Annotated in this window: 11 protein-coding genes; 9 read left to right on the top strand and 2 right to left on the bottom strand. The window is 68.7% G+C overall.

What is annotated here, in order from left to right:
* Window positions 1-73: 73 nt before the first annotated feature.
* A complete protein-coding gene (locus tag ACOMD9_RS15845) occupies window positions 74-2,182 on the bottom strand; it encodes a S9 family peptidase (protein ID WP_421416793.1) in 2,109 nt (702 codons plus the stop codon).
* 90 nt (window positions 2,183-2,272) lie between these two features.
* Here ACOMD9_RS15845 and ACOMD9_RS15840 point away from each other — a divergent pair, with 90 nt between their 5' ends.
* The 9 genes from ACOMD9_RS15840 to ACOMD9_RS15800 all read left to right on the top strand — a co-directional run bounded on the left by ACOMD9_RS15840 (window position 2,273) and on the right by ACOMD9_RS15800 (window position 15,176).
* Window positions 2,273-2,680 (top strand): hypothetical protein, encoded by a 408-nt coding sequence (locus ACOMD9_RS15840; protein WP_421416791.1) that lies wholly within the window; start codon window positions 2,273-2,275, stop codon window positions 2,678-2,680.
* 6 nt (window positions 2,681-2,686) lie between these two features.
* Window positions 2,687-4,546, top strand: coding sequence for a VWA domain-containing protein (locus ACOMD9_RS15835; protein WP_421416788.1), 1,860 nt, complete (start codon window positions 2,687-2,689; stop codon window positions 4,544-4,546).
* Window positions 4,539-5,348 carry a class II glutamine amidotransferase gene (locus ACOMD9_RS15830; protein WP_421416786.1) on the top strand — a complete coding sequence of 270 codons (810 nt, stop codon included), beginning with the start codon at window positions 4,539-4,541 and terminating at the stop codon, window positions 5,346-5,348. The genes ACOMD9_RS15835 and ACOMD9_RS15830 overlap by 8 nt, the downstream gene beginning before the upstream one ends.
* A 213-nt stretch (window positions 5,349-5,561) precedes the next feature.
* Entirely contained in the window at window positions 5,562-7,238 is a 1,677-nt protein-coding gene (locus ACOMD9_RS15825; RefSeq protein WP_421416783.1) for an AMP-binding protein, read from the top strand.
* A gap of 151 nt (window positions 7,239-7,389) precedes the next feature.
* Entirely contained in the window at window positions 7,390-11,415 is a 4,026-nt protein-coding gene (hrpA, locus tag ACOMD9_RS15820) for an ATP-dependent RNA helicase HrpA (protein ID WP_421416781.1), read from the top strand.
* A 73-nt stretch (window positions 11,416-11,488) separates the two neighbouring features.
* Window positions 11,489-12,610, top strand: a complete 1,122-nt coding sequence (locus tag ACOMD9_RS15815) for a beta-ketoacyl-ACP synthase III (RefSeq protein ID WP_421416778.1) — start codon at window positions 11,489-11,491, stop codon at window positions 12,608-12,610.
* 52 nt (window positions 12,611-12,662) lie between these two features.
* Window positions 12,663-13,454: an MlaA family lipoprotein gene (locus tag ACOMD9_RS15810; protein ID WP_421416775.1), complete on the top strand. Its 792-nt coding sequence runs from the start codon at window positions 12,663-12,665 to the stop codon at window positions 13,452-13,454.
* An 11-nt stretch (window positions 13,455-13,465) separates the two neighbouring features.
* Window positions 13,466-14,680 carry a PP2C family protein-serine/threonine phosphatase gene (locus ACOMD9_RS15805; protein ID WP_421416772.1) on the top strand — a complete coding sequence of 405 codons (1,215 nt, stop codon included), beginning with the start codon at window positions 13,466-13,468 and terminating at the stop codon, window positions 14,678-14,680.
* On the top strand, window positions 14,667-15,176 hold the full coding sequence (locus ACOMD9_RS15800) for an STAS domain-containing protein (protein WP_421416769.1): 510 nt from the start codon (window positions 14,667-14,669) through the stop codon (window positions 15,174-15,176). The genes ACOMD9_RS15805 and ACOMD9_RS15800 overlap by 14 nt, the downstream gene beginning before the upstream one ends.
* Window positions 15,177-15,207: 31 nt before the next feature.
* Here the strand turns inward: ACOMD9_RS15800 and tal are convergent, their stop codons facing one another.
* Window positions 15,208-16,146 carry a transaldolase gene (tal, locus tag ACOMD9_RS15795; protein WP_421416767.1) on the bottom strand — a complete coding sequence of 313 codons (939 nt, stop codon included), beginning with the start codon at window positions 16,144-16,146 and terminating at the stop codon, window positions 15,208-15,210.
* Window positions 16,147-16,164: the final 18 nt, after the last annotated feature.

Here is a 16,164-nt window from a genome sequence, read left to right as displayed (position 1 = left end):
CTGCAGGCATTCCCTGCAGGAGTGCTTCACCGTCGAGTGGTCAGCACCGATGTGTCTCGGGCCATCGGCGCCTTCAGCCTTCCCGCTCTTCCAGTCCCAGCGCCCAGAGGATGAAGGCATCCTGGCGGGCGTTGTCGTGCCAGGCCTTGAAGCGACCGGAGGCGCCGCCGTGGCCGGCGGCCATGTCGGTGCGCATCAGCACCGGGCCGCGGGCGGTACCGAGCTCGTTCAGCCGGGCATAGAGCTTGGCCGGTTCCCAGTAGGGCACCCGGGTGTCGTGCCAGCTGCCCTGCAGGAAGACCGTTGGCCAGGGCACGGCCGGGAGGTTGTCCAGCGGTGAATAGGCCCGGATGCGCCTGCGCGTCTCGGGCTCGCCGGGGTTGCCCCACTCGGTGTACTCGGCGGTGGTCAGCGGCAGGTCGGGGTTCTCCATGGTGCGCAGCACGTCGACGAAGGGGACGTCGAGTACTGCCGCGCAGAAGCCCTCGGGGGCCAGGTTCAGGCTGGCGCCGACCAGCAGGCCACCGGCGCTGGCCCCATAGGCGGCGATACGCTCGGCATCGCTGATGCCCTTCTCGACCAAGGCATCGCGGGCGGCGAGGAAGTCGCGGAAGCTGTTCTCCTTGTGCTCGAGCTTGCCGGCCAGGTACCAGGGTTCACCGCGATCGCCACCGCCACGCACATGGGCCACGGCGAAGGCCATGCCGCGGGCCAGCAACTCGAGTCGGGCCACCGAGAACCAGGGGTCGAGCACCTCGCCGTAGGCACCGTAGCCATAGAGCAGGGTGGGCAGCGGGTGGCCGCTCAGGTCCGCGCGCATCACGACCGAGACGGGAATCCGCTCGCCATCGTGGGACCTGGCCCACAGCCGTTCGCAGGCCAGCTGATCCGGGGCCAGGTCGCCGTGGACCGGCTGCCGCTTGAGCAGGCGGCGCACGCCATTGTCCAGGTCGTGCTCCAGCCAGGTCGACGGCAGGGTGAAGGACTCCTCGTGCAGCCTCAGGCGTCGTGCATCGAAGTGGGGCGAGTCACCCAGCGCCAGGCTGCAGGGCGTCTCCGGGAGCGGCAGGCGCTCGTCCCGGGTGACGGTGTGGGCGTCGTCCAGTTCGAGGACGCGCAGGCGTACCTGGGCTTCATGGTGGTCGCGTTCGGTGATCACCAGTCCCCAGCGGAAGGCGTCGACCCCCTCCAGGGTGTGGTCGTCGCGATGGGCGATCAACGGCTGCCACCCCTTGACCGGGTCTCGGGATGCCTCGCGCCGCTCGTCGATGATGGCGCCCTCCTCGATGACGTCCAGTCGGAAGTGGGTGGCCTCACGGTTATGCAGCACATAGAAGTGGCCCGGGCGATGGTCGAGGGAGTACTCGACACCGCTCTCTCGGGGGCGGAAGCAGCGTGGTGCCGTTGCCGGGGCCCGTGCCGGGACCAGGTGACACTCGCTGGTATCCTTGGAAGCGCTCTCCAGTACCAGCCACTCCCGAGAGCGGGTCTTGCCCAGTCCCAGCCAGAACTCGGGATCCGCCTCCCGCAGCACCAGCGTCGGCTCGCCGGCCGAGCCCTCCGCCAGCGGCAGTCGCCAGATGCTCTCCGGACGCAGGGTGGCGTCATGGCGGGTGAACAGCAGGGTACGATTGTCCTCGGCCCAGCTGAGCTCGGGGCCGACCTCCTCCAGCAGGCGTACCGGCTCGCCGTCGGGCAGGCGCTTGAGGAAGAGCTCGAAGGTCTCGTCGCCGCGGGTATCCTCGGTCCAGGCCAGCCAGGCCTCGTCCGGTGAGAGTGCCATGTCGCCCAAGTCCAGGTAGTGGTGCGACTCGGCACGGGCCTGGAGGTCGAGGAAGATCTCCCGGGCCTCGTCCTGGCCATTGGGATGGCGCCACCATACCGGATAGTCGGCATCCACCGCCGTCTCGCTCCAGTAGGTGTAGTGGTCCAGGGGGGTGGGCAGGCCATGCACGACGAGTTCACGACGTGCCAGGTGCCCGTGGTAGAGTCGCTCCACCAGTTCATCCAGCGGGGCGAACCAGTCGCTGGACTCGCGATTGGCCGCTTCCAGAAAGGCGGTCACGTCCGGGTCGTCCCTGTTCTCCAGCCAGTGCCACTCGGGGTCGTCGGGGCGACGGAAGCGTGCCACGGGGGTGTCGTCGGGATGCCGGGAGTTGTCACGGGGCGGCTGTGATTTCATTGCGCGGGATGTACCATACTCAGAACATTATCAAGACGGTGCGTCGCGGGACGCACGGGCTGCGAGGTATCGATGCCGATAACAGATTCGATGTCCCTACTATGGCTGAGCTACGGGTTTTTGTCGCTGGTGGTGGTGCTGACCGGCTACCTGGGGCTGGGCTTTCTGCCACGGCTGCCGCGGCTGGTGATCACCTGGGTGGTGGCCGGGATGATCTGGGTGCCGGCACGCTTCCGGTTGCCGCTGCTCGAGGAGGGTGAGTTCTACACCGGCTTCGCGCCGGCGGTGATGGTGGCCGCCGTCGCGTTTCTCGAGCGCAACACCGCGGCGCTGATACCGGCCCTGCTGCTGCTGGTCGCCGGCGGGCTGGCCGGGTTTGCGGTCGGGCTGCTGCTCTGGTGGCGAGGGCGCCATGGCGACGACTACGTCGACATGGACGAGGATGACGCCCCCGCGCCTCGTGGCAGCAGCGAGCGTCGGGAGCCGATGATCGGCTAAGGAGCCATGATGGCTGGGTGGATGCTGGGCAGGCATGGTCGACATGTCTGCGGGCTGATGGTCGCTGCCGGCCTGCTGTGGCTCGCGGCAGGGCCAGGCCTGGCCCAGGAGGTCGAGGAACAGCCGGACGTACGGGTCATCATCGACGTCTCGGGCAGCATGAAGGAGAACGATCCCGACCAGCTCAGCGGCAGCGCACTGGAGCTGCTGGTGTCGTTGCTGCCCGACGGTGTCAGTGCCGGCGTCTGGACCTTCGGCGAGCGGGTCGACAATCCCTTGCCGCTGGGCCGTGTGGATGCCGAATGGCGTCGCCAGGCCCTGGCCCTGTCGCCGGCCCTGGTGGACTACCAGCAGTTCACCGACATCGAGGCCGTGGTTCGCGAGGCGGCCGCCGCCGATGCCAACGGCTGGCGGCATCTGGTGCTGCTCACCGACGGCATGATCGACCTGCCGCCGTCGCGCGGGGCCAAGCCCGGAGTCGACCATGACTCGCGCCAGGCGCTGCTCGAGGAGCTGGCGCCTCGGCTGGCCGCCCAGGGGGTCGTGGTGCATGGCGTCGCCTTCTCCGAGGAGGCCGACCTGGCCCTGGTGGAGCGTCTCTCCCAGATCACCGGGGGCCTGCCGGCAATGGTCGAGAGCCCCGACAGCCTCCTCGGCTCCTTCCTCGACATCTTCGAACGCATTTTTCCCGCCGATCAGGTGCCCCTGCGGGAGGGGCGTTTCATGATCGACCCGGGTGTCGAGTCCTTCTCGGCGCTGCTCTTCCATGACCCCGACGGCGAGCCCCTGACCCTGATCGCCCCCGACGGAACCGCCTACCGCGCCGATGACGGCCCGGAGGGTGGGCACTGGCAGGTGGAGCCGCGCTTCGACCTGATTCGCGTGCCCGACCCCCTGCCCGGCGAATGGCGCCTGGAGGGGGAGGTCGGCGCTGACAGCCGCATCAGCGTGGTCTCGCCGCTGACGCTGCACACCGGTGACCTGCCGGCGACCCTCTATCTCGGCTTTCCGCTGCCGGTGGAGGCCTGGCTCGAGCAGGATGGCGAACCCCTTGCCGAGGGGAGCGACGATGTCGTCATGAGCGTGGAACTGCACGACGCCGACGGCGAGGTGCAGGCGGCGGTAAGGCTGGAGCAGCGGGATGACCGCTTCTCAGGCCTCCTGCCGGCCCCGGCCCTGACCGGGAGTGCCCGCCTGGTGATACGCGCGGAGGGTGAAGGCGTCCACCGCCAGCGTATCCAGGCGGTGAACGTCCTGCCCGCCATCGGCGCGGTACACCAGCCGCGGGCGGGCCGGGTGGTGCTGGCCGCCGAGCATCCGCGGCTCGATCGCGACAACACCGAACTCTCGGGTGAACTGCAGGGCGAAACGCTCGAGGCCGAAGCCGTGGCGTCCCGGCGCTGGCACCTCCCGCTTCCCGAGATGGACGACTCCGTCAGCCGGCCACTGCTGCTCAGCGCCCGGGTCACGCTGGATGGCGAGACCCGGGAGATCCGCCTGCCACGCCTGCTGCTCCATCCGGACGCCAGCACCGGCCTCGACCTGGCGGACATGGCCGGTCCGACGCTCGGCACCGAGCGCTTCGACGAGGACCTGGACCCGGACCTGGTGGGGCGCCCCGATGAAGCGCCCCTGGATGCCGCGGACCGCTTCGTGGCGCTGGTCAACGCCCTGCCGCGCCGTGCCATGGAGCTGTGGCAGGAGGGGCGGCCCGGACTCGAGCGGCTGGCCGAATCCCATGGCCGCGACCGGCGGCTGTGGATCGCCGTCGCGGTGGTCGCGGCGCTGGTGCTGCTGGTGATGTGGCGGGCCGCCCGCCGCAGGCGGACGCGCCGCTTCCGCCGCCGGGAGGAGCCGCATGTGTGAGCTGCTGGGGATGAGTGCCAACGTCCCCACCGACATCTGCTTCAGCTTCAGCGGGTTCCTGCATCGGGGCGGCGGCACCGGTCCCCACCGCGACGGCTGGGGCATCGCCTTCTACGAGGAGGGGGGATATCGCGACTTCCGCGATCCCCACCCCTCCGTCCGTTCGCCCATCGCCCGGCTGATCACCGACTATCCGATCAAGTCGAACATCGTCATCAGCCATATCCGTCAGGCCAATGTGGGCCAGGTGCGCCTGGCCAACACCCACCCCTTCGTACGCGAGATGTGGGGCCGGCCCTGGTGCTATGCCCACAACGGCCAGCTCACCGGCTGGCAGTCGCTGCCACTGGGGTTCTATCACCCGGTGGGGGATACCGACAGCGAACATGCCTTCTGCTGGCTGCTGGGCGAGCTGCGGCGCCGCTACCCCGAGCTGCCGGCCAGCGATGCCCAGCGCCACGGGCTATGGCAGCATCTGTACCGGCTCTGCGAGCATTTGCGGGGACTCGGCGTCTTCAACCTGCTGCTGGCCGACGGCGACTACCTCTACGCCTTCTGCTCGACCCGGCTGGCGCATATCACGCGGCGTGCGCCTTTCGGCCGGGCCAGCCTTTCCGACGCCGAGCTGAGCGTCGATTTCGCCGAGCACACCACCCCCGACGATGTCGTCTCGGTGCTCGCCACCGAACCCTTGACCGACAACGAGGATTGGGTGCGCATGGCCCCCGGCGAACTGCTGGTCTGGCAGGGCGGCGAGATCCTCGCCCGCTTCGGCAGCCCTCTTGAGGGGCCGGGCGCTTGACACACCGCTCCAGCGTGGAGCGCAGCGGCTTGCCAACCCCATGGACCTGGGCCAGCTTTAAGGCAGTGAGAGGGAGACTTGCCGGTCGACGTGCAGCGAGTAAACGTTAGTTTAAATCGGTCGTTTTACAGTGATGCCATGGCGGTATATCGTAGGGCACCGGGAGAACAACAACCGTCGCATGCCGTCGACGAGACTGAGGAGATCGCGCCCATGAACGAGCACGCCAATGCCCCGATCCTGAGCGGCCCCGAGCTGGAGGGGCTGGACCACTACGACTCGGTGATGGATGTCTTCCACGCCTCGGTGAAGCGCTTCGGCGACAAGCCGGCCTTCAGCTGCATGGGGCAGACCATCACCTATGCCGACCTCGATCGGCTTTCCGGCGACTTCGCCGCCTGGCTGCAGCACGCGACCGACCTGCAGCCGGGCGACCGCATCGCCATCCAGCTGCCCAACGTGCTGCAGTTCCCGGTGGCGGTCTTCGGTGCTCTGCGGGCCGGCCTGGTGGTCGTCAACACCAATCCGCTCTACACCGAGCGCGAGATGGCCCACCAGTTCAAGGATTCCGGCGCCCGCGCGATCCTGATCCTGGCCAACATGGCCGACAAGCTCGAGAGGGTCCTCGACCGTACCGACATCCAGCAGGTGCTGGTGACCGAGCTCGGCGACCTGCACGGTTTCCCCAAGCGCCAGTTGATCAATGCGGTAGTCAAGTACGTGAAGAAGATGGTGCCGAAGTTCTCGTTGCCCGGCGCCACCCCCTTCCGCCAGGCGCTCAAGGCGGGAGCCGGGCGTACCCACCGTGAAGTGGCACGCCAGGCCGACGACATCGCCGCACTGCAGTACACCGGCGGCACCACGGGGCTGGCCAAGGGCACCATGCTGACCCACCGCAACCTGATCGCCAACATGCTCCAGGCGCGCGCGGCCATCGGCCCGGCGCTGGCCGACGGCGCCGAGACCATCATCGCGCCGCTGCCGGTCTACCACATCTATACCTTCACGGTGAACTGCCTGTTCATGATGGAGACCGGCAATCACTCCATCCTGATCACCAATCCCCGCGACCTCGACAACTTCGTCAAGGAGCTCAAGGGCCTCCCGTTCACCGGTTTCATCGGCCTCAACACCCTGTTCAATGCCCTGTGCAACCGCGAGGACTTCCGCGCGCTGGACTTCTCGAAGCTGCACCTGACCATCTCCGGCGGCATGGCACTGACCAAGCCGGTGGCGCAGCGCTGGGAAGAGGTCACCGGCTGTGCCATCGCCGAGGGGTACGGGCTCACCGAGACCTCGCCGATCGTCAGCTTCAACCCCGTCGATGCCATCCAGCTCGGCACCATCGGCAAGCCGGTGGCCGATACCCTGGTGAAGGTGGTGGATGCCGACGGCAACGACCTTCCGCTGGACGAACCTGGCGAGCTCTGCGTCAAGGGGCCCCAGGTGATGAAGGGCTACTGGAATCGAGACGACGAGACCGCCAAGGCCATCGACGGGAACGGCTGGTTCCATACCGGGGACATCGCGGTGCTCCAGGACGATGGTTACATCCGTATCGTCGACCGCAAGAAGGACATGATTCTGGTCTCCGGCTTCAACGTCTATCCCAACGAGATCGAGGATGTCGTGGCCGCCCATCCGGGCGTGGTGGAGTCGGCTGCCGTGGGCGTGCCTGACGAGGCCAGCGGCGAGGCGATCAAGCTTTTCGTGGTGTCGAGGGACGAGGAGCTGGACGCCGAGACCCTGCGCGCCTGGTGCAAGAAGGAGCTCTCCGGCTACAAGGTGCCGAAGTTCGTCGAATTCCGCGACGAGCTGCCGAAGACCAATGTGGGCAAGGTGCTGCGCCGCCAGCTGCGCGACGAGGATCAGGGGAAGGCGTCACCGTGAGGCGATAGCCGTGGCGTGATGCATCCATAGCCAATGGCAATGGCCCGGATTAGGCGCGGCCGTGACCCTGGCGTTACAATGAGCTGCCCGCTCCGGTCGCCGGGGCGGGCAGTGTCCTTGCCAACATCCACCGGAGCCGACCGAGCCCAACGTGACCACCGCCACCCGTTCGCAAGCCCCCACGAACCTCGCCGCCTCCGACGAACTCCAGGCCCTGCGCCGGGGGCTCGACGATGCCATGCGGCAGGATGTGCCGACCCTCGACAAGCGCCTGCGCGGCCTGGCCCGGCGGTTGAAGGAGGGCAAGCCGGTGGACCGCGGGCTCGGCCAGGTACGCGAGGCGCTGGCGCGCTCCTGCCGCACGGCGGCGCGTCGTGCGGCCATCCCGGTGACCCTGGAGTATCCCGAGGCCCTGCCGGTGGCCGAGCGCCGTGCGGACATCCTCGCGGCACTGCGCGACCACCAGGTGGTGGTGGTGGCCGGCGAGACCGGCTCCGGCAAGACTACCCAGCTGCCCAAGCTCTGCCTGGAGCTGGGCCTGGGGCGCCGCGGCCTGATCGGCCATACCCAGCCGCGCCGCCTGGCGGCCCGCTCGGTGGCCGCGCGCCTGGCCGAGGAACTGGCCGTGCCGCTGGGCGAGCAGGTCGGGTACCAGGTGCGTTTCACCGACCAGACCGGTGACGACACCCTGGTCAAGCTGATGACCGACGGCATCCTGCTGGCCGAGACCCGTCACGACCCGGACCTGCGCCGCTACGACACGATCATCATCGACGAGGCACACGAGCGCAGCCTCAACATCGACTTCCTGCTCGGGTATCTCAAGCAGCTGCTGGGACGCCGTCCCGATCTCAAGGTGATCATCACCTCGGCCACCATCGATGTGGAGCGCTTTTCCACCCACTTCACCCTGCCGGGAAGCGATGGCACGCCGCGTCCGGCGCCGGTGGTGGAGGTCTCCGGGCGTACCTGGCCGGTGGAAGTGCGCTATCGCCCGCTGGTCCGCGATGCCGACGACGAGGAGGACCGGACCCTGCAGGAGGGCATCCTCCACGCGGTGGAGGAGATCGAGGCCATCGAGCGCGAGCGGCGCTGGTTCCACGGCCCGCGGGACATCCTGGTATTCCTGCCCGGCGAGCGCGAGATCCGCGAGACCGCCGACACCCTGCGCCGTGCCGACCTCAGGGGCACCGAGATCCTGCCGCTCTATGCCCGGCTCTCCAATGCCGAGCAGAACCGTGTGTTCGCGCCCCATGCCGGGCGGCGCATCGTGCTGTCCACCAACGTGGCCGAGACCTCGCTCACCGTGCCCGGTATCCGCTACGTCATCGACCCCGGGCTGGTGCGCATCAGCCGCTACAGCTACCGCTCGAAGATCCAGCGCCTGCCGGTGGAGGCCATCAGCCAGGCCAGTGCCAACCAGCGCAAGGGGCGCTGCGGGCGCATCGCCGAGGGGGTCTGCATACGGCTCTATGACGAGGAGGACTTCCTGGCCCGGCCAGAGTTCACCGACCCCGAGATCCGGCGCACCAACCTGGCCTCGGTGATCCTCTCGATGCTGTCGCTGAAGCTCGGTGACATCGAGGCCTTCCCCTTCGTCGACCCGCCCGACTCGCGCTTCGTCAGCGACGGCTTCCGGCTGCTCTTCGAGCTGGGCGCGGTGGACGCCGGCAACCGGCTGACGCCCATCGGGCGCAAGCTGTCGCGGCTGCCCATCGACCCGCGCCTGGCGCGCATGGTGCTGGCCGGGGCCGAGCAGGGCGGTCTTCGCGAGGTGCTGATCGTGGTCGCCGGGCTGGCGGTCCAGGACCCCCGCGACCGCCCGGCCGACAAGCGCCAGGCCGCCGACCAGGCCCATCGCCGCTGGCAGGACCCGGATTCCGACTTCATGGCCCTGCTCAACCTCTGGGACGGCTTCGAGGCCGCCCGCGAGACGCTCTCCGGCAACCGGCTGCGCCGCTGGTGCCGCGACCACTACCTGAACTACCTGCGCCTGCGCGAGTGGCACGACACCTTCCGCCAGCTGCGCCAGCTGCTGCGCGACATGGAGATCGAGGTGCCGCCGCCGGCGCCGCGGCCCGCCCTCGAGGAGGGCGACGCGGAGAAGGCCCTTCAGGAGGCCCGCCGCCGTCACGCCGCCACCCTGCACCGGGCGCTGCTGCCGGGGCTGCTGTCGCACCTGGGGCTGCTCACCGAGAACCGCGAGTACCTGGGCGCGCGCAATCGCAAGTTCGTCATTCACCCGGGGTCCGGCCTGGCGAAGAAATCGCCCAGGTGGCTGATGGCCTTCGAGCTGGTCGAGACCACCAGGCTCTTCGCCCGCACCGTGGCCCGGATCGACCCCCAGTGGATCGAGCCGCTGGCCGGTCACCTGGTCAAGCGCAGCTACGCCGAGCCCCACTGGGAGATGAAGCGCGCCCAGGTGGTGGCCAGTGAGCAGGTGACCCTGTTCGGCCTGCCCATCGTCGCGGGGCGCAAGGTCCACTATGGCCCCATCGCCCCGCAGGAGGCCCGGGCGCTGTTCATTCGCCGGGCGCTTGTGGAGGGCGAGTTCAAGACCCAGGGCGAGTTCTTTGCCCACAACCGGGCGCTGGTCGAGGAGGTCGAGGACCTCGAGGACCGCGCCCGGCGTCGCGATATCCTGGTGGACGAGGAGACGCTGTTCGCCTTCTACGACGAGCGCATCCCCGAGGAGATCCACAACGGCAAGGGGTTCGAGGCGTGGCGCCGCAAGGCCGAGGCCGAGAACCCGGACGTGCTCAAGTTCGACCGCGCCGCGCTGCTGGCCCGGGAGGCCAGCGAGGTCACCCAGGCCGACTACCCGGACGAACTGGTGCTCGGCGGGGTGCGTTACCCGCTCGCCTACCACTTCGCGCCCGGTGCGCCGGACGATGGCGTGACCCTCACCGTGCCGGCGGCCATGCTGCCCCAGCTGCCCCAGGCGCGGCTCGAGTGGCTGGTGCCGGGGCTGCTGCGCGAGAAGTGCATCGCGCTGATGAAGTCGCTGCCCAAGGCGGTACGCCGCCAGGTGGTGCCGATTCCCGACTGGGTGGATGCCGCCCTCGAGGCGCTGGTGCCCGACGACATACCGCTGACCGAGGCGCTGGGCGAGTTCCTGCGCCGCCGCACCGGCGTGCGCGTCCACCCCGACGACTGGCAGCCGGACCAGCTCGAGCCGCACCTGGTGATGAACCTCAAGGTGGTGGGCCACGACGGCCGGGTGCTCGGCCAGGGCCGCGATGCCCGCGAACTGGAACGGCGCTTCGAGGCGGCGGCGGGGCAGGGCGCCCGGGCGCTGGCCGAGGAGGCGCGCCTGGAAGCGCCGGTGGCGGACCTGCCCGAGGCGCCGCTGCCCGAGTCGCGGGTCACCTCCCAGGCGGGCATTCGCGTCGAGGCCTATCCGGCCCTGGTGCCCGACGGCGAAGCCTTCCGGGTGGAGCTCTTCGACCATCCCGACAAGGCTCGCGAGGCCCATCGCGACGGCGTGGTCCGGCTGGCCATGCGGCACCTGCCCGACGCGGTGCGGGCCATCGAGCGACTCAAGGGGCTCGAGACCTGCGCGCTGCTGTTCGCCAAGGTGGGCAGCAAGCGCCAGCTCGGCGAGGACCTGGTCACCGCGGTGTTCCGCCAGGTGGTGGCGGTGTCACCGCTGCCGCGCTCGGCGGGCGAGCTCGAGGCCCGGCTGGCCGAGACCCGCGAGGCGCTGGTGCCCCACGCCGAGGTGCGGCTGGCCACCCTGGAGGCGGCGCTCAAGGGCCACCTGGCGGTGACCAAGGCGCTGAAAGGCAACCTCAGCCTGGCCCTGGCGCTGGTCTACAGTGACCTCAAGGCGCAGATGGCGCGGCTGGTGCACCCCGGCTTCATCACTGAGGCGGGCGAGTGGCTCGACGAGTACCCGCGCTACATGGAGGCGGCGCTGATCCGGCTGGAGAAGGCCCCCCGCGAGCGCATGCGCGACCAGATGCACATGCAGGAGGTCCAGGAGTTCGAGGCGCGCCTGGCCGCCCGCCGCGAGAGCGAGCGCCGTGGCGGCATCGAGGACCCCGCGCTGGTGGAATTCGGCTGGTGGATCGAGGAGCTGCGCGTGTCGCTCTTCGCCCAGCAGCTGGGCACGAAATTCCCCGTCTCCGTCAAGCGCCTGGAGAAGCGCTGGGCGGAACTCACCGGCCGCGCCTGACGGACCGGCACCGATCAACGGCCATCGCCGGCGCGGTGGCCCGGGCGGCCTGGCCGCGACAAGGGAGAACAGCATGAACCAAGTGGTGATCACCGGCACGGGACTCTTCACGCCGGAGCACGCCATCGACAACGAGGCCCTGGTGGCGTCGTTCAATGCCTGGGTGGATGCCGAGAACGCGCGCCACGCCGAGGCCATCGCCGCCGGCGAGCGCGAGCCGCTGGCCCGCTCCAGCAGCGACTTCATCGTCAAGGCCTCGGGCATCCACAGCCGCTACGTGCTGGATGCCGACGGCATCCTGGACCCCGAGCGGATGCGCCCACGCCTGCCCCAGCGCAGCAACGACGCGCCCTCCATCCAGTGCGAGATGGGGGCCGTGGCTGCCCGCCAGGCGCTGGAGGCGGCCGGCGTCGCCGCGGGCGACATCGACCTGGTGATCGTCGCCTGCTCCAACCTCGAGCGTCCCTACCCGGCGGTGGCCGTGGAGCTGCAGGCCGCGCTCGGTGCCGGCGGCTACGCCTTCGACATGAACGTGGCCTGCAGCTCGGCGACCTTCGCCATCGAGACCGCAGCCAACGCCATCCGTGCCGGCTCCGCGAGGCGTGCCCTGGTGGTCAGCCCCGAGATCTGCTCGGCACACCTCAACTTCCGCGATCGCGACAGCCACTTCATCTTCGGTGATGCCTGTACCGCCATCGTGCTGGAGAGTGACGCGGTGGCCACCCGCCAGGATGGCTTCGAGATCCTCGGCACGCGCCTGGTGACGCGCTTCTCCAACGCCATTCGCAACAACGCCGGCTTCCTCGACCGTGTCACCGACAGCGATCCCCGGGCACCGGACAAGCTGTTCGTTCAGGAGGGGCGGCGGGTGTTCAAGGAGGTGTGTCCCCTGGTGGCCGCACTGATCACCGACCACCTGGCGGGCCTCGAGCTCGCCGGCGACGACCTGTCGCGACTCTGGCTGCACCAGGCCAACCGTCACATGAACGACCTGATCGCGCGTCGCGTGCTGGGCCACGAGCCCAGCGAGGCCCAGGCCCCGATCATCCTCGATCGTTATGCCAACACCAGTTCGGCCGGATCGATCATCGCCTTCCACCTGCACCACGAGGACCTCGAATCCGGCGCCCTCGGTGTGGTCTGTTCGTTCGGCGCAGGCTACAGTGCCGGCAGTGTCGTGGTTCGCCGCCGATGAGGACGACGGGGATCGCGATGAGCTCCTTACAGCTGCCAGGGAAGGAAACGAGATGAGGGAGGCGCAGGCAAGACAGGGAGGGGGAACGGCGAGCCGGGGCCTGGGGGCGCTGCTGGCGCTCCTGCTGCTGGCCGGGTGTGCCAGCACCGCTGCCGTGGAAGAGCGCCACCCCGACGACCCCTGGGAAGGTTTCAACCGTCGGGTATTCGCCTTCAACGATGCCCTGGATCGGGCGGTACTGAAGCCGGTGGCACGGGGTTACCGCAAGGTGACGCCGCCGCCGGTACAGACCGGGGTGGGCAACTTCTTCTCCAACCTGGGCGAACTCCGCACCGCGCTCAACAGTGTGCTGCAGGGCAAGCCGGGCAACGCCGGCATCGCCACGTCGCGGTTCCTGATCAACACCACGGTGGGTATCGGCGGGCTGTGGGACTTCGCCACCCACATGGAGATCACCGGCCGCGACGAGGACTTCGGCCAGACCCTGGGCACCTGGGGCGTGGATGCGGGCCCCTACCTGGTCCTGCCACTCCTCGGGCCGAGCACCGTACGGGATACTGCCGGTCTGCCGCTTGACATGTACACTTACCCTGTCACTTATGTAGAAGATGACAAGGTACGCTACGGGCTGACCGCGCTGCGGGTGGTGGACACACGGGCCGGCCTGCTCGACCAGGAAGAGCTGATCCGTGGCGATCGCTACAGCTTCATTCGCGATGCCTGGCTACAGCGGCGACGTTTCGAGGTCAGCGACGGCGAACTGGGCGATGATCCCTTCGCCAGTGACGAGTTCGACTTCGACTTCGATGATGCGGATTTCGACGACGGCGCTTTCGCCGACTGAGGCACCCCGGCATGGACCGTCCCAAACAGCTGATTGGCGTGATCGATGACCCTGGCGAGGCGAGGGATGCCCTGGCCGAGACCATCGCCCGGGATGGGCTGGCGGTGTTTGCCGCCGACAGCCTGGATGACCTGCCACCCGATACGGTGCTGGTGGTGGCCCATGCCCGCGCGGTACCCAGCAATGACTGGGCTCGCCTGAGCGGCCACCTGCCGACCCTGGTGGTCAGCGACGAGCGGCTGGATGCGGACCTGCTCAAGGCGGTGGATGCGGGCCTGATCGACTACATCGTCGAGCCGCTGCGCCATGGGCAGCTGCTGCGACGCATGATCCGCAAGGCCATCGAGCTGCATCAGCTGGCCCAGGAGCGGGCCCGGGATCGGGAGCGTCTGGCGCAACTCAACGAGCATCTGGAAGAACTCAACGAGAGCCTCGAGACGCACCTGGCGATGCTGAGACTCGATCAGCAGGCCGGTGGCCAGATCCAGCGCAAGCTGTTGCCGCCCCGGCCGCAGACGGTCGGCGGGGTGACCTGCGACTACTGGCTGGCGCCCTCGCTCTACCTGTCCGGTGACTTCCTCGATTTCCAGCGCTACGACGACCGCTTCGTGCTGTTCAATTTCGCCGATGTCTCGGGCCATGGTGCCTCCTCGGCCTTCGTCACGGTGCTCTTGAAGTACCTCTCCAACCGCTGGCAGGGTGAGTGGGACGGCACCCGGCCGGAGGCGCTGGCGCCGCGCTGGCTGGCGGAGCTCAATCGTGAGCTGCTGGACACCGGCATCGGCAAGCATGCCACCCTGTTCGTCGGGGTGATTGACCTGGAGCGTCGCTATCTGCACTATTCGCTGGGCGCACAGCTACCCATGCCCTTGATGGTGGCGAACGGAGACGTTCGTCCCCTGCCCGGAGAGGGCATGCCGGTGGGACTGTTCCCCGGAGTCGAATATCCCGCCCTGGGGTGCCCGCTTCCGGAGAACTTCCGCCTGTGGCTGTGTTCCGATGGGATACTGGAATGCCTGCCGGGCGATACGCTCGACATGCGGCTCAGGGAACTCGAGCAGCGGGTGCTGGCCAGCGAGACGCTGGAGGACCTGCGGGGCAGCCTGGCCCTGGGGGACCTACCCGACGACGACGAGGATGTCGCCGAGGACGGCCCGGGACCGGAACAACTGCCCGACGACCTGACGATCATGATCTTGAGCGGATTTGGCAATGATATTTCATGAAGGCCGCATCAAGGCGGCGTTCGACTCCGGGGTCTTCGTGCTCAAGCTGTGCGGTGACGTGCGCCTGACACTGTGTGCCACCCTGGACAGCCAGGCGCGGCAGCTCGCCGAGACGCCCGGGCTCCAGGCGGTGATGATCGACCTGCGCGAGGCCACCAACGTGGATTCCACGGCGCTGGGCTTCCTGGCCAAGGTGGCCATGGCGGTGCAGGGCAAGCTCGAGCAGCCGCCGACCATCGTCGCCGACAATCCCGACGTCCAGCGGATGCTCGATGTCATGGGGTTCGCGCGCTATTTCACGCTGGTGGACGCGCCGATCACCGAACCCTGTGAACTCAGCGACCTCCCCGAGGTGCCCGCCGACGAGGAGGGGCTGCGGCAGCGCATCCTCGAGGCACACCGCATCCTGATGCACATGAACGAGCACAATCGCGAGGAGTTCCAGCCCCTGGTGGAGATGCTCGAGGCCCAGGAGGCCTCGTCGCACCACCACTGACCTCCCATCCTCCGGATCTCCGGAGTCAGCGTCACTCCTTCCTCAGCTCGCCCAGCAGGGCTTCCAGCTTGCGCTGGTCCTCCATGAACTTGCGAATACCCTCGGCCAGCTTCTCGGTGGCCATGGCGTCCTCGTTCATCGCCCAGCGGAACTCGGATTCGTCCAGTGGTTCCGGTGTCCGGGTCTCGGCATCCAGCGGCGAGAGGCGGCGCGTCAGGGTGCCGCCGGATTCCGCCAGTTCGCCGAGCAGGGCAGGCGAGATGGTCAGGCGGTCACAGCCGGCCAGGGCCAGGATCTCGCCCGAGTTGCGGAAGCTCGCGCCCATCACCACGGTATCGTAGCCGTGGCCCTTGTAGTGCTCGTAGATCTGCCTGACCGACTGCACGCCGGGGTCGTTGTCGCCGGTGAAGTCCGCGTCGGGCTGGCGTGCCTTGTGCCAGTCGAGGATGCGGCCGACGAAGGGCGAGACCAGCGTCACGCCGGCGTCGGCGCAGACCCGGGCCTGGGTGAAGCTGAACAGCAGGGTGAGGTTGGTGTGGATGCCTTCACGCTCGAGCTGGCGTGCCGCCCGGATCCCTTCCCAGGTCGAGGCGACCTTGATCAGGATGCGCTCGGCACCGACACCGTGCCGAGCGTAGCGTTCGATCAGCGAGCGGGCGCGGGCCAGGGTGGCCTCGGTGTCGAAGGAGAGCCGTGCACTGACCTCGGTGGAGACATAGCCGGGTACCAGGGAGCTGATCTCGCTGCCGATCTCGACCGCTACCGCATCCAGGGCGTCGTCGATATCGGCGGCCTGACGGGCAATCTCCCTCAGTCGTGCGCGGCGCGTCTCCTGCTGGGCGGCCTGCAGGATCAGCGAGGGGTTGGTGGTGGCATCGGTGGGCTGGAAGCGCCGGATGGCCTCGATGTCGCCCGTGTCGGCCACTACCGTGGTCATGCGCTTGAGTTGCGAAAGCAGATCGTCTGCCATGGGGAGCTGGCTCCTTGG

It is taken from the genome of Halomonas terrestris (assembly GCF_049166755.1).
In the GTDB taxonomy this organism is placed as follows: Bacteria; Pseudomonadota; Gammaproteobacteria; order Pseudomonadales; family Halomonadaceae; genus Halomonas.
This window is presented reverse-complemented; position numbering and strand designations above follow the sequence as displayed.

Excerpts from the sequence above, each read along its gene's own strand:
- ACOMD9_RS15845 (WP_421416793.1), bottom strand. The coding sequence starts at position 2,182 with ATGAAATCACAGCCGCCCCGTGACAACTCCCGGCATCCCGACGACACC.
- ACOMD9_RS15840 (WP_421416791.1), top strand. The coding sequence starts at position 2,273 with ATGTCCCTACTATGGCTGAGCTACGGGTTTTTGTCGCTGGTGGTGGTG.
- ACOMD9_RS15835 (WP_421416788.1), top strand. The coding sequence starts at position 2,687 with ATGATGGCTGGGTGGATGCTGGGCAGGCATGGTCGACATGTCTGCGGG.
- ACOMD9_RS15830 (WP_421416786.1), top strand. The coding sequence starts at position 4,539 with ATGTGTGAGCTGCTGGGGATGAGTGCCAACGTCCCCACCGACATCTGC.
- ACOMD9_RS15825 (WP_421416783.1), top strand. The coding sequence starts at position 5,562 with ATGAACGAGCACGCCAATGCCCCGATCCTGAGCGGCCCCGAGCTGGAG.
- ACOMD9_RS15815 (WP_421416778.1), top strand. The coding sequence starts at position 11,489 with ATGAACCAAGTGGTGATCACCGGCACGGGACTCTTCACGCCGGAGCAC.
- ACOMD9_RS15810 (WP_421416775.1), top strand. The coding sequence starts at position 12,663 with ATGAGGGAGGCGCAGGCAAGACAGGGAGGGGGAACGGCGAGCCGGGGC.
- ACOMD9_RS15805 (WP_421416772.1), top strand. The coding sequence starts at position 13,466 with ATGGACCGTCCCAAACAGCTGATTGGCGTGATCGATGACCCTGGCGAG.
- ACOMD9_RS15800 (WP_421416769.1), top strand. The coding sequence starts at position 14,667 with ATGATATTTCATGAAGGCCGCATCAAGGCGGCGTTCGACTCCGGGGTC.
- tal (WP_421416767.1), bottom strand. The coding sequence starts at position 16,146 with ATGGCAGACGATCTGCTTTCGCAACTCAAGCGCATGACCACGGTAGTG.